Source organism: Enterococcus sp. DIV0421 (assembly GCF_051713745.1).
GTDB classification, from domain to species: Bacteria; Bacillota; Bacilli; order Lactobacillales; family Enterococcaceae; genus Enterococcus_D; species Enterococcus_D casseliflavus.
In genome coordinates, this window is the sequence record NZ_JBIOQM010000002.1 from 416,420 (window position 1) to 430,123 (window position 13,704).

Annotated in this window: 11 protein-coding genes; 6 read left to right on the forward strand and 5 right to left on the reverse strand. The window is 42.6% G+C overall.

What is annotated here, in order from left to right; all coding sequences use genetic code 11:
• Positions 1-34: 34 nt before the first annotated feature.
• On the reverse strand, positions 35-1,033 hold the full coding sequence (locus tag IGI96_RS13030; protein WP_081116594.1) for a LacI family DNA-binding transcriptional regulator: 999 nt from the start codon (positions 1,031-1,033) through the stop codon (positions 35-37).
• Positions 1,034-1,287: 254 nt separating this feature from the next.
• On the opposite strand from IGI96_RS13030, the gene IGI96_RS13035 reads away from it, so the two are divergent.
• The 4 genes from IGI96_RS13035 to IGI96_RS13050 all read left to right on the forward strand — a co-directional run bounded on the left by IGI96_RS13035 (position 1,288) and on the right by IGI96_RS13050 (position 6,866).
• Positions 1,288-2,559 carry an extracellular solute-binding protein gene (locus IGI96_RS13035; RefSeq protein ID WP_016608234.1) on the forward strand — a complete coding sequence of 424 codons (1,272 nt, stop codon included), beginning with the start codon at positions 1,288-1,290 and terminating at the stop codon, positions 2,557-2,559.
• Between the two features lie 139 nt (positions 2,560-2,698).
• Positions 2,699-3,934: a carbohydrate ABC transporter permease gene (locus tag IGI96_RS13040; RefSeq protein WP_375838548.1), complete on the forward strand. Its 1,236-nt coding sequence runs from the start codon at positions 2,699-2,701 to the stop codon at positions 3,932-3,934.
• A 1-nt stretch (position 3,935) separates the two neighbouring features.
• Complete coding sequence (locus tag IGI96_RS13045; RefSeq protein ID WP_010747791.1) at positions 3,936-4,790, forward strand: sugar ABC transporter permease; 855 nt, start codon at positions 3,936-3,938, stop codon at positions 4,788-4,790.
• A 9-nt stretch (positions 4,791-4,799) separates the two neighbouring features.
• Positions 4,800-6,866 (forward strand): beta-galactosidase, encoded by a 2,067-nt coding sequence (locus tag IGI96_RS13050; protein ID WP_438785191.1) that lies wholly within the window; start codon positions 4,800-4,802, stop codon positions 6,864-6,866.
• 83 nt (positions 6,867-6,949) lie between these two features.
• Here IGI96_RS13050 and IGI96_RS13055 read toward each other — a convergent pair whose 3' ends face one another.
• On the reverse strand, positions 6,950-8,464 hold the full coding sequence (locus IGI96_RS13055; protein ID WP_034857667.1) for a flavocytochrome c: 1,515 nt from the start codon (positions 8,462-8,464) through the stop codon (positions 6,950-6,952).
• A gap of 573 nt (positions 8,465-9,037) precedes the next feature.
• Between IGI96_RS13055 and IGI96_RS13060 the strand changes: the two genes are divergently transcribed.
• Both IGI96_RS13060 and IGI96_RS13065 read left to right on the forward strand, forming a co-directional pair.
• Positions 9,038-9,760, forward strand: coding sequence for a metal ABC transporter ATP-binding protein (locus tag IGI96_RS13060; RefSeq protein ID WP_060791832.1), 723 nt, complete (start codon positions 9,038-9,040; stop codon positions 9,758-9,760).
• Position 9,761: 1 nt separating this feature from the next.
• On the forward strand, positions 9,762-11,519 hold the full coding sequence (locus IGI96_RS13065; RefSeq protein WP_005225531.1) for a metal ABC transporter permease subunit: 1,758 nt from the start codon (positions 9,762-9,764) through the stop codon (positions 11,517-11,519).
• Positions 11,520-11,547: 28 nt separating this feature from the next.
• Here IGI96_RS13065 and IGI96_RS13070 read toward each other — a convergent pair whose 3' ends face one another.
• From IGI96_RS13070 to IGI96_RS13080, 3 genes are all read right to left on the reverse strand, one after another.
• A complete protein-coding gene (locus IGI96_RS13070; RefSeq protein WP_010747796.1) occupies positions 11,548-11,721 on the reverse strand; it encodes a hypothetical protein in 174 nt (57 codons plus the stop codon).
• Between the two features lie 134 nt (positions 11,722-11,855).
• Positions 11,856-12,716, reverse strand: a complete 861-nt coding sequence (locus tag IGI96_RS13075) for a metallophosphoesterase (RefSeq protein WP_015509322.1) — start codon at positions 12,714-12,716, stop codon at positions 11,856-11,858.
• Positions 12,717-12,889: 173 nt separating this feature from the next.
• On the reverse strand, positions 12,890-13,606 hold the full coding sequence (locus IGI96_RS13080; RefSeq protein ID WP_015509323.1) for a hypothetical protein: 717 nt from the start codon (positions 13,604-13,606) through the stop codon (positions 12,890-12,892).
• Positions 13,607-13,704: the final 98 nt, after the last annotated feature.

Consider the following 13,704-nt stretch of genomic DNA (forward strand, 5'->3'; position numbering starts at 1 on the left):
AAGTTAGCTTTTTCTAACTTTCTAGGGGCGTTTTTTATGCTTGCGTAAAGCTTTTTCGTTCGATGAGTTCAGCACCTAAAAGGACTGTTTTGGTGATCGCTCGAGGATGAACGATCTGATCCACCAATAAATCGATCGCGGTTTTGGCGATTTCCTCCACATCAATTTTAAACGTTGTTAGAGGGGGAGCCACAAATTTTGCGATCTCATTGTCGTTGATACTGATTAATTCCAAGCGATCAGGAATGATGATGGATCGTTCATTTAACGCTTGGAGCACACCAACTGCGATGGTGTCAGAAGCCACAAAGAGCGCCTCTGGCAAATTGTCACCAAGGGATTCCACCATTTTTTTCGCCAAACGATAGCCGGTTTCAACGGAAAAATTGCCACCACTAAATAAGAACGCCTCATCGAGCGCATCTCGACGAGCCAGCGTTTGACGGAAGATGACCTCGCGACTATCCATTTCTGCACGTTGGGTATCAGGATTTAGATAAGCACCACCAATAAAGCCGATCTTTCGGTATCCTTTTGTTAAAAATAGATCGATCGCCAGTTGCGTCATTCGATCAGTATCAGGTTTGACCGTATCGAACAGCTCTGGACAGGGGTTGATTTCCAAAAGGACGCCATAGGGGCAAACGGATTTGAACTGCTGCGTTTCTTTCTCAGTGAAAGAGCCAATCCCAATAAATCCGGCGACTTCTTGCAGTGTTTCTAAAACATCATCTTCATGGGTGATCAGTTGAATTTCCAAATTGTTGATTTTCGCATATTTTTCTAAAGAGATACGCAATTGTCGAAAATAGACATCTTGCAGCTCTTCTTGTTCTGTCAGCCAGAAAAGGACGGCGATTTTTTCTAGTGTTGTTTTTATTTTTGAGCGATCATAACCTAGTGATAAAGCGGTATGAATAATTTTTTGACGCGTATCGGCTGCGATCGACAACGATTCGTCGCCTTTCAATAATCGGGAAACAGTCGCTTGTGAAAAGCCTGATTGCTCGGCAATTTTTTTTATTGTAACCAATCTTCTTCACCTCTTTCTTCTAGTATACGCTAACAACTTTACCAAGTAAATGAATTTACTAAATATATTTACTCAATAGTGAAAGTTTAGAGCGTGGAGGTATTTTGAAAAATTATTTGTGAGATAAACCTTGATTTTATCCGTTTATTTACTCCGTTGGAGAAATTAATTTAGTAAAACTATTTACATATTAAGTAAAATAATTTATTATAAACGAGAAGATAGCGTTTGCAAAATAAAGAAAAGGTGGAGAAATGATGATGAAAAAAATGTCTCGAGTTCTTTTTTTAAGTGTAGCAGCTTTAGGATTAGGTGCTTGCGGTCCACAAAGTGAAGGGACAGATAGTACTGCAGCAAATAGTGGCAGCAATAAGGACTATGATCTATTGGTCTGGGAGGACCAAGCAAAATCAGCTGGGATTGAAGAGGCAGTCAAACAATTTGAAGAAGAACACGATGTGACGATCAAAGTGGTCGAAAAAGCCTATGGTGGACAGATCGAAGATTTACGATTGGATGGACCCGCTGGTACAGGTGCGGATGTCATCACGATTCCTGGCGATCAAATCGGTACAGCCGTTACCGAAGGTTTGTTGAAAGAATTAACAGTCGATCAAACGCTACAAGAGCTGTATACAGAATCAGCAATGCAATCGCAAATCGTTGACGGCAAAGTCTACGGCTTACCAAAAGCGGTTGAAACACAAATTTTGTATTATAACAAAGAACTAATTTCCGAAGAAGACTTGCCACAGACAACGGATGAGTGGCTGGAGTATTCCAAGTCTGTTTTAGGTGCTGACAGTTATGGGTTACTGGCATTATGGGATCAAATTTATTACGCACAAGGTGTATTGAGCGGTTATGGCGGTTATGTTTTTGGCGAGAATGCCGATGGATCCTATGACCCTGAAGATATTGGATTAGCTAATGAAGGCGCGATCGAAGGAGCAGACTATATCCAACAATTTTATGATGCAGGTGTTTTTCCATCGGGATTGGTCGGTGAACAAGGAATCAATGTGTTGGACTCTTTATTTACGGAAGGAAAAGCTGCCGCTGTCATCTCGGGACCATGGAACTTGTCTCCTTATAAAGAAGCGGGCATCGACTATGGTGTGAAAGAATTGCCATTATTAGGCAATGGTGAACATATGGGCTCCTTTATCGGTGTCAAAAGCTACAACGTAAGTAGCTATTCCCAAAATCCTGAATTAGCTGAAGCATTCGTCAAATTTATCAGCAATGAGGAAAATTCAAAAGTTCGTTATGAAAAAACACAGGAAGTACCAGCGGTTGCTTCATTAGCAGATGATCCAGCAGTTCAAGAAAGTGAAAGTGCTGCAGCCATTGCCGCTCAGTCCCAACACGCAGAACTAACGCCTGGGATCACTGAAATGAATTCAGTATGGGAACCAATGGATGCCGCATTGCAAACCATTGCTACTGGAAAGGCTGAACCGAAAACAGCTTTACCACAAGCAGTCGAACAGATCAAATCAGCCATTGCGGCAATTCAAAACTAGAAAGTCGTCTCAAGGACAAACGTTTCGGATGGTCATTCATCATTAGGAATCAAGTAAGGCCGAACGAAACGTTTGTCAGCGGCTTTTTCTTACAGGGGGCGAAAATGTGAAAAACAGGCAGTCGTATGCAAAACGAGCAATGCTATTCTCGATAATACCAGGATTCGGTCAATTTTATAATCGGCAAAAAATCAAAGGCGCTTTATTTTTCTTCTTTTTTACTATGTATCTTGTCGTCTTTAAAGATTTATTTAATATGGGACTTTGGGGCATCGTGACATTAGGCGTGGAAGTGCCGAGAGACAATTCCATCTTTTTATTAGCAGAAGGATTAGTTGCCTTGATCGTCATCGGTTTTGGTCTGTTGTTCTATTATTTAAACATCCGTGATGCCTATAAAAACGGTGAATTAAGAGACAATGAGCTACCAGTCAACTCTATCCGTGAAAGCTACCAGGCACTATTAAGAGAAGGCTATCCTTATTTAATGAGTAGCCCAGCATTTTTCTTACTCGTGTTTTCTGTTATTTTTCCGATTCTCTTTAGTATCGCGTTAGCTTTTACGAACTATGATCTGTATCATTCTGCACCTGCCAATTTAGCAGATTGGGTGGGATTAGAGACCTTTAAGAAGATTTTTACTGTCGATATTTGGCGTAGTACCTTCTTCAATGTTCTGGGCTGGACAGTTATCTGGACCTTGATCGCCTCAACGTTACAAGTTTCAATCGGAATATTTTTAGCGGTGCTGGTGCATCAAAAAGAATTACGACTCAAAAAGTTCTTTCGAACGATTTTGATCCTCCCATGGGCAGTTCCGGGATTTGTTACGATCTTGGTGTTTTCAGGAATGTTCAATGATTCCTTTGGTGCGATCAATCATTCGATTTTGAATTTCTTCCAGATTTCACCGATTCCTTGGCTAACGAGTGCGAATTGGACCCGCTTAGCTTTGCTACTGATTCAAGGCTGGCTAGGCTTCCCGTATATTTTTATCGTGACTACAGGGACGCTGCAATCCATTCCTGATGATTTGTATGAGGCTGCGACCATCGATGGTGCTTCAGCTTTACAAAAATTCCGCCGAATCACATTGCCATTATTGCTTTATGCAATGGCACCGATTTTGATTACGCAATATACGTTTAACTTCAACAATTTCAATATCATTTATCTGTTTAATTCTGGTGGACCAGCAGTTCCTGGTTCGACCGCTGGTGGTACCGATATTTTGGTTTCGTGGATCTATAAGCTCACGATGCAAAATAGTCAATATGCACTGGCAGCAGCGTTGACGATTCTCTTATCGATCGTCGTGATCGCGATTGCTTTATGGCAATTCCGCCGAACAAATTCATTCAAGGAGGTTGGATAACATGAAGGCAGCAAGTATGAAGAAACAAAAATTTGTCCGCCTATCCTTGACGTATCTCGTACTGATTTTTACGGTAGTGGTGATCGTCTACCCTTTACTTTGGACGATCGGTGCTAGTTTTAATCCTGGGAACAGTTTAGTAAGTACGAGTTTGATTCCGACGAGTCCGACATTAAGTCACTACACGAAATTGTTTGCTGGCGACAACTCGCTTTATTATAGTCAATGGTATTTGAATTCATTAAAAATCAGTGTATGCACCATGTTCTTGTCACTGATTTTTGTCTCCATGACGGCGTATTCCTTTTCACGATTTCGTTTTACAGGCCGTAAAAATGGGTTGATGCTGTTCTTACTCCTACAAATGATCCCGCAGTTCTCTGCCTTGATCGCAATTTTTGTATTGGCGCAAATGCTCGGCTTGATCAATAGCCATTGGTTGCTGATCTTGATTTACGTTGGGGGCCAGATTCCCATGAACACGTACTTATTGAAAGGGTATTTTGACTCGATCCCGTTAGATTTAGACGAGAGTGCCAAGATAGATGGCGCAAGCAATACGCGAATATTCTGGCAAATTTTGATTCCTTTATCACGACCAATGCTGGCAGTCGTTGCCATGAATGGCTTTACTGGACCACTTGGAGACTTTGCCCTGTCTTCTGTGATTTTACGTAATCCTGAGTACTATACATTACCCATCGGGTTATACAAATTAGTCACGGATAAAATGGGAGCCAGCTATACGACTTTTGCGGCAGGGGCTATTTTGATCAGTATTCCGATCGCACTCGTCTTTATTGCATTACAAAAACATTTTGTCTCCGGTTTGACCGCTGGTGGCACAAAAGGATAGGAAGAGAAGATGACAAGATATAACTTAGAAGAACGCTTTTTACATGGTGGGGATTATAATCCTGACCAGTGGCTAAATTATCCCGAGATCTTAGCCAAAGATTTAGAACTAATGGAAAAAGCTCATGCTAATACATTTTCCCTTGGTATTTTTGCTTGGAGTGCCTTAGAGCCAGCAGAAGGGGTGTTTGAATTTGAATGGTTAGACAAAATCATGGATGAGCTCGCCGAACGAAACAGCAACGTCATTTTAGCGACGCCAAGCGGCGCGCGTCCTGCCTGGTTGTCTAAAGCATACCCTGAAGTTCTACGGACCAATGAAAAACGGGAAAAAATGTTACACGGCGGGCGTCACAATCACTGCTTTTTTTCACCGATCTATCGTGAGAAAGTGGCGATCATCAATCGGAAATTAGCTGAACGCTACCACGATCACCCAGCACTATTGATGTGGCATATTTCCAATGAGTATTCTGGCGATTGTCATTGTCCCATTTGCCAAGAAAACTTTCGTCAGTGGGTCAAGCAGAAGTACCAAACATTAGCAGCCTTGAATGAGGCCTGGTGGGGACCTTTCTGGAGCCATACAATCACCGATTGGTCGCAAATCGAATCTCCTTCACCGATCGGCGAAATGCAAGTTCATGGACTAAATCTAGACTGGCATCGTTTTGTGACCGATCAGACCATTGATTTCTATGAACATGAGATCAAAGACATTCGTCGTTTGTCTCCAGATGTACCGATCACAACGAATTTCATGGCAGATACCCGAGATTTGATTCCCTTTTATAGCCTTGACTATGGAAAATTTGCCCAGCATGTAGATGTCATTAGTTGGGATTGTTATCCTGCTTGGCACAATGATTGGGGAACGACCGCTGATTTGGCAAGTAAGGTTGGGTTTATCAATGATCAGTACCGTAGCTTGAAAAAGCAACCCTTTTTGATCATGGAATCAACCCCTAGTGGTGTGAATTGGCATCCAGTCAATCGCACGAAACGCCCCGGGATGCATCTGTTGTCTTCTATGCAATTTATTGCTCACGGTTCAGATAGTAATCTTTATTTCCAATGGCGAAAATCTCGAGGCTCATCTGAGAAGTTCCATGGGGCCGTCGTGGACCATGACAACGACGAACAGAATCGTGTTTTTCAAGATGTAGCAGAAGTGGGAAAAGCCTTAGAAGAAATCAAAGAAATCAAAGGATTGCACAAAAAAGCCAAAGTGGCGATCATCTATGATTGGGATAACAATTGGGCGCTCAATGATGCGCAAGGTTTTGGTTTGGAGAGCAAACGCTACCCACAAACGTTGCAAGAGCATTATCGCTATTTTTGGGATCATGACATCGCGGTTGATGTCATCACGAAAGACCATGACTTTGATGCTTACCAATTGATCATCGCTCCGATGCTTTACCTTTTACCAAAAGAAACTATGAAAAAGTTTCAACAGTATACGAAAAATGGCGGGACGCTGGTTTCCACTTATTTGACGGGGATCGTGAATGAAACGGACTTGACCTATTTAGGGGGCTGGCCCCAAGAGTTAGAAGAACTGTTTGGTGTGTCTGTGAAAGAAATCGATACGTTATATCCGAAACAAAAAAATTTGCTTTTAATGAAGGAGCAGCAGTACCAAGTTCATGATTATTGTAGTGTTGTTCAAACAAACACTGCCCAAACGTTAGGGGTCTACGGTGCTGATTTTTATCAAGGTCAAGCTGCAGTGACCGTAAATGATTATGGTGAAGGAAGTGCCTACTATCTTGGGGGACGGACGGATCAAGCCTTTTTGGAAGACTTCTATCAAGAAGTAACACAACAGCTTCGCATACAAAATGAGTGGGTCCGTCAAGGTTCAACGAACGTGTCGATCCAAAGTAGAGAAAGTCAGCAAGAGCAGCTCGCTCCGACCACCTATTATTTTGTGATGAATTTTTCCGAAGAAAATCAAGAAGTAGAGGTAGCAACTTCAGGAATCGATTTGCTTACTGGAAAAACGACAAACCAAAAGCTTCAGTTGGCGCCTTATGAGGTGCAGATTATCAAAGTGACAGCACCAGAACAATAAAAACTATTGTGTCAATTATATGAAAAAAGAAGTACTTACGTTGATGAAAAAAACGTAAGTACTTCTTTTTTATAGAGAGTGTTTTAATTTTCTTGCGCAAATTCGGCAGCTTTTGTTCCTGCTTGGCGTCCGAAGATGATGATATCGGCAACGGCATTTCCGCCAATTCGGTTTTCACCATGCAACCCACCAGTTACTTCACCGGCTGCAAAAAGACCTGGAATGATCTCGTTATCCGTAGCGATCACTTCTGTGTTGGTGTTGATCTTCACGCCGCCCATCGTGTGGTGGATACCAGGAGCGATGGCAATGGCATAGTAAGGTCCTGTTGACAAATCGTTGTCCATTGCTGTGCTGCGTCCAAAGGCTTCGTCTTCACCAGCAGCCACACTGCTGTTCCACGTAGCGATCGTGTCAGCAAGCGCTGCTTCTGGCATGTCCAATTCTTTTGCTAATTCTTCGATCGTGTCAGCGGATTTGACTAACCCTTGTTGCTCGTAAAAATCAATGGCTGTCACGCGTTCTTTGACACCTGCATCAAAAACTAACGTTGCTGATTTTTCAGGTAGGGCAATGATCGCTTCAGAGACTTTGTCTCGTGTTTCCATTTCATTGAAGAACCGTTCGCCTTCTTGATTGACCAAGATCGCGCCTTCTCCACGGACAGCTTCAGTGATCAACAGTGATTTAGACTGATCCACTGTTGGGTGGATTTGGATTTGCTCTAAATCAACCGTTTGTCCACCTAATGCTTCGATCATTTTGATCCCATCACCAGTTGAACCCTCTTGGTTCGTTGTCACGTAGTCTGCCAATTCTGGTTTGTATTCGGTGATCATGTCGAAATTGGCACCGAAACCGCCTGTTGTAACGACAACTGCTTTGGCATCAATGGTTTGTTCGGTTCCTTCCACTTCAACCGTCACCCCGTTGACTTGGCCATCTTCTTCATTGATTTCTTTGACATCGGCATTCACAAAAATTGGGATTTCCAATTCATGGATGTTGCGCATCAAGCCATCAACTAAGTATTCCCCAACAGCAGAACCATCAGATGGACGGTGCGTTCTTTTTTCACTCATCCCGCCAGTCGTTGTTAAGTTGTCTAAAGTGATACCCATGGAATCTAACCAATCGATCGCTTCTGCTGAATGATCCACAAAGTAGCGCAACAATTCTTCATCATTGGTGTTGTGACCGCCAGCTAATGTTTCTTCATAAAATAGATCGTTTGAATCTTCGATGCCTTCTGCTTCTTGGAATTTGGTTTCTGAAGCGTTCATTCCTGCTGAAGATTTCAATGTATTTCCACCAGAAATTGGCATTTTTTCTAAAATAACTGGGTTTGCGCCAGCTTCTTTTGCTTGGATCGCAGCGGCCATTCCAGCGCCACCCGCACCGACGATCACGACATCGTAGCTGTCTGCAAGTTCGCTAGGGTCTGTGTATTCTTGACCAGATGCAGCAGAAGTTGCATCTGTTTCTTCATTAGCAGATGAACCAGTACTTGAGCTGCTGCTTGTTTGTGAATCAGCGCCACAAGCACTCAAAGTTGCTAACGAGGTTAGGACTAATAGTGTTTGGAAAATTTTCTTCATTGTTTTTATTCCTCCTAAAACTTTTTCCAAATCAAAGACTAACATAGTTGTCGTGTTATTTTTAGCTTTTGTTCGAAAAATCACATAATAATTAGAAAAGTTTAATTTATAAAGCGTTTTAGTCGAGGTGAAAGGGTTTCTTGGTCATCATAAAAAAGAGTGAATTCGTGAATTTATGGAAATAGAAGAATTATTGATTCTTTGATTTGTTTGGTATTAATCATGAAGGGAGAAAGCGAAGAGGCTTTGATTCGCCTCTCTTCTGTTATTGAAAAAACGTACGTCACTGAGGTGCCGAGGAATGATCTCTTTTATTAAGAATAAATCAAATGCTTTGCGCTCAAAATATAGAAAGAAATTGATGGCATCCGTGTTTGTGGGCACCAACTTTTACTCAATAAATAAAGATAGAATCTTAGTTTTCAAGAGTCATTGCCAAGAAACTGCGGTGTTTCTTAAAAAAATCAAGAGAACTGTCTTGCAAAACAAATCCTTTCTAGTATAATAAAAATAAGTTAGGTCTACCTAAAAAATAAATAAACTATCCTTAACTATGGAAATGGAGTGAAAATAATGATTACTTTTTCAGAAATATCCGCAGCCTATGATGGCGATCATCAAGTGATCTCGGATTTGTCGTTTCAAGTAGAAAAACCGTCGATCGTAGGGATCATTGGTCCAAATGGGGCAGGGAAGTCGACGCTGATCAAAGCGGCGTTGAAATTGATCCCTTCCAGTGGGAACATGAGTGTCGACAAAAAAGCGTTAAAAGACTTTCAAAAGGAAATTGCCTATGTCGAACAAAAGACCGCGGTTGATTACACGTTTCCGATCACAGTCAAAGAAGTCGTATCTTTAGGCTTGTATCCTAAGATGCGCATGTTCCAAAGGATGTCGGCAAACGATTGGCAGAAAGTGACAGCCGCTCTGGCAGCGGTAGAAATGGAATCCTTTGCGGAACGTCAGATTGGGGAATTGTCCGGCGGGCAGTTTCAGCGGGTCTTGATTGCTCGAACGTTGGTGCAAGATGCCAACTATATTTTCCTCGATGAGCCCTTTGTAGGGATCGATGCCACCAGTGAAGCGATCATCGTCGGCCTGTTGCGTAACTTGAGAGATGCTGGCAAGACGATTTTTATCGTTCACCATGATCTGGGGAAAATCACCGAATACTTTGATTACTTGGTTCTGCTCAATCAAACCCTGATCGCTGCGGGACCAGTCAGTGAAGTCTTTACCGAAAGCAATTTGAAGCAAACATTTGGCGATGCGATCATCGTGAAAGGAGGCGTTTAACATGTTGACAAGCTTTTTTACGAGTTTAAGTAACTATCATTTCTTGCAAAATGCCTTGATCACGGCAGTCGCGATCGGGATTGTGGCAGGGGTGATCGGTTGTTTTATTATCTTACGAGGGATGTCCTTGATGGGGGATGCAATCTCTCATGCGGTCTTACCAGGGGTAGCCTTGTCTTATATCTTCGGCGTTCATTTTTTTGTCGGGGCGATCTTCTTTGGGATCTTGGCTTCCATGATCATTACCTATATCGCCAATAACAGCCTGATCAAAAGCGATACGGCGATCGGTATCACCTTTAGTTCGTTTCTAGCTTTAGGGGTTATCTTGATTGGAGTAGCAAATAGTTCGACTGATTTGTTTCACATTTTGTTTGGGAATGTGCTAGCGGTGCAAGACAGCGACAAATGGCTGACGATCGCTATCGCTATCCTTGTGCTGGCAGTGATCATCCTCTTCTTCCGTCCACTGTTGATCACGTCTTTTGATCCGATGATGGCAAAGGCCTTTGGGATGAAAGTGCAAGCCTATCACTATTTATTGATGTTCTTGTTGACTTTGGTTTCAGTGACAGCGATGCAAAGCGTCGGAACGATCTTGATCGTGGCTCTGTTAGTCACTCCAGCAGCAACGGCTTATCTTTATACAAAACAATTGAAGCATATGATGGTCATCGCAGGGGTTTTAGGTGGTTTCGCCTCATTTATCGGCTTGTTTATCGGGTACAGTTTTAATATTGCCGCAGGATCAAGTATCGTTTTGACCGCAGGAGCCTTTTTCGTGATCGGTTTCTTGTTCTCACCAAAACAAAAGACCAGTCCAGTCAAACGCTGGTCAGCGACGGCGGTTTTAGCAACGGCAGCTGTAGCTGGTGGCTTCTTTTTGGCACAGCAAAACGGACAGATGGCCCAAACAGAAGGGAAACTTTCAGTAGTAGCGACCAATTCGATCATTGCTGATATTACGGAAAACATTGCCGGTGATCGAATCGATCTTCACAGTATCGTACCAGTGGGGCGTGATCCCCATGAATATGAACCTTTAGTGGAAGATGTTCGAAAAGCGACCGATGCCGATCTTATCCTTTATAACGGCTTGAATCTAGAAACTGGCGGCAATGGCTGGTTTACTAAATTGATGAACAATGCCAATAAGGTAGAAAATGAAGATTACTTTGCCGTCAGTGATGGCGTGGATGTGCTTTATCTTTCTGATGATGAAGACCACAGCAAAGCCGATCCTCATGCCTGGTTAAATCTAGAAAACGGTATGATCTATGCCCGCAACATTGCTCAACGCTTGAGCGAAAAGGACCCTGACAATCGCTCTTTCTATGAAGAAAACCTTGAACGCTACTTGGCTTCATTAGAAGAACTGGATCAGCAAGCGAAGGAAAACTTCCAATCGATTCCCGAAGAGAAGAAATTGATCGTCACCAGTGAGGGAGCCTTCAAATACTTCTCCAAAGCCTACGGTGTACCGTCTGCCTATATTTGGGAAATCAATACCGAAGAAGAAGGAACCCCTGCGCAAATCAAGAACTTAGTGGATCAGCTGCAAAACTCAGCCGTCGCTTCCTTATTTGTCGAAAGCAGCGTCAATACTCGTCCGATGCAAAGTGTTTCTCGTGATGCAGGTATTCCGATATTCGGAACCGTCTTTACCGATTCGATTGCAGAGCCGGGAGAAGAAGGCGACAGCTACTATAACATGATGAAGTGGAATCTCGATACGATTTATCAAGGCTTGAATCAATAATGCAAAAAACATCCTTAGCTCGTTCTGGCTAAGGATGTTTTTTCGTCGTATTTTTGTGCTGGAGAAAAGCAAAGAGATAAAATCCGCAGCCCATCAAAGCAGCAAGAAAAGCGATGACAGGAAAGTACAACCCCTGACCGTATACATAGGCTGTATAAGCGAAGAAGGCGATCAAAAACCAAAGCGTTCCCGAGATGAGCATTTTTTGGTTCCTCCTAATTGTTGAAAAGTGTTTATTTAGTATGTTTTAACACGGTAGGCGCAAAAAGAAAATCAGCGAATCGAACGTTTGCTGAAACGAGTCGCTGATTTTTTCCCAATTGCACCGATGAACAGTTAAGAAACGTTCAATTGCTGTTGCGGTTCTAAATGGTAATAAAGGATCTCAGGTGGGACACCGAGTCGGGCGGGAATCTTGGTCATACCAACCCCGCTGGAAACACTTAATAAGGTCTCATTGCCTAAAAGGTAGAGCCCATCGGTATATTTCAACGCGCCCTTTGTTTTCGCATAATAAAAAGGCAAGCGAATCTGCCCGCCATGGCTATGGCCAGAAAGAATCAAGTCGTAGTTTGGCAGATTGGTGATCCGAGAAACATAATCGGGTTCATGGAGCAAAAGCAGCTGCCACTCTGCTAAGGTTGCTTCATAGGTAAAACTGACTTTCGGACTTTCTATATCGATACCGACAATATTCATCGACGTCTTGTCATCAGAACCAAAAACCGACTCATTATCAAGTAAGGTAAACCCTGCATGCTGGTATATTTCCTTAACAAAGTAATGCCCGTCATTCAAATGGTCATGGTTCCCCATAACTGCGATCTTACCCAGAGGCGCTTGCAATTTTTTCAGCTTTTCGATCAGTCGCTTGGTTGAACGATGCGGCCATTTTTTATAATTATCGATCAGATCCCCCGTGATGATGATCAGATCCGGCTTGTTTTGGATCGTTGATCGAATGATACGATTCATTCGCCGTGGTTTGTACCAACGAGAAAAATGAAGGTCGCTGATATGGGCGATCACGAGATTGCTTTCTGCTTGATAAAGATCGTAAGCCTTTGAAATATCTAAGACGGTGCGCTTGTCTTTTTTTATGAGGTAGTGCCGTTGTTTGAGAAGATGCGGTTCAATAATAAAGGAGTAAACTAGCAAGCCCGTAAGGAGGAATGCAATAAGAATGAGGGTGTACATGGCGTGGCTCCTTTTTTGATTTGCTAGTTTCTAGCATAGTAGATTCTTACAAAAAAAGCAATCATGCGAAAGCAAAAATAACAAAAAATATCCATCGTATTTCGTTTGTTTCTTCCATGAAAAAAAGATACAAAAGGGGCTGTAATAGCCGACTTTTGTATCCTAGAACGCAATTATTTGATTTTCACCAAACGTTTAAAGCGTGCTTTGTGTTTGACGGGGATCAAAGCCATGACACAATCATAAGGGACGGAGATGATCGCCCATGCGAGACTTTTACTTGAAGCAAAGGGATAGTTTTGCTTTAAGACAAAATGGCCACTGATCAAGGCAAAACCGATACTGCCGACCCACAGCCATTGCGGGTCCCAATTCGTAAAGTGTTGGAGGGCTGTGATGACAAAGGGATAGCCGTAAAAGTACAATGCAGTCAAAACGAAAGTGACGTTTTTGGTTAATTGACGCAGGGTCAGTAAGAAAAATAAGCCAGAAAGAACGATACCCAATGGCGGGAACAGACTAACTAAGAAGGAATACACGATGCCCCATACGATCATGCCAGGTCCTTTGACGAGAGCGGCTAAGACAAAGACAAAAAGTAGGAATAAGAGCTGTTGCGAAAAACTTGCTGCTGTCAAAAGTCCGAAGAAACCAACCAATAACCAGTGAGAAAAAGTCGCTGTTTGATTCTTTTGTGGTGTCTGTTGCTGCAATTTTAGCCAGGTAGCAAAATTCGGGAAATCATGCTGGAAATTTCGCTGAAAATCGCTGTTGAATGCTTGATGGGCATTTTGCTGCCGATAGTAATGATATTGATGTTTTAATGTGCCTTTCGTTGCTGCTTTTTGGCCAGAAAAAAAGCGGCCGGGATCAATTTTTGATCGTTCCATATTTCCACCTCCATACGATTTCGTTACCCTCAGTATAGAGAAAATCAGCTTCGGCGTCCTCCAACTTTGGGCGGATTTTTTTTGCTTGCTGAAAGTTT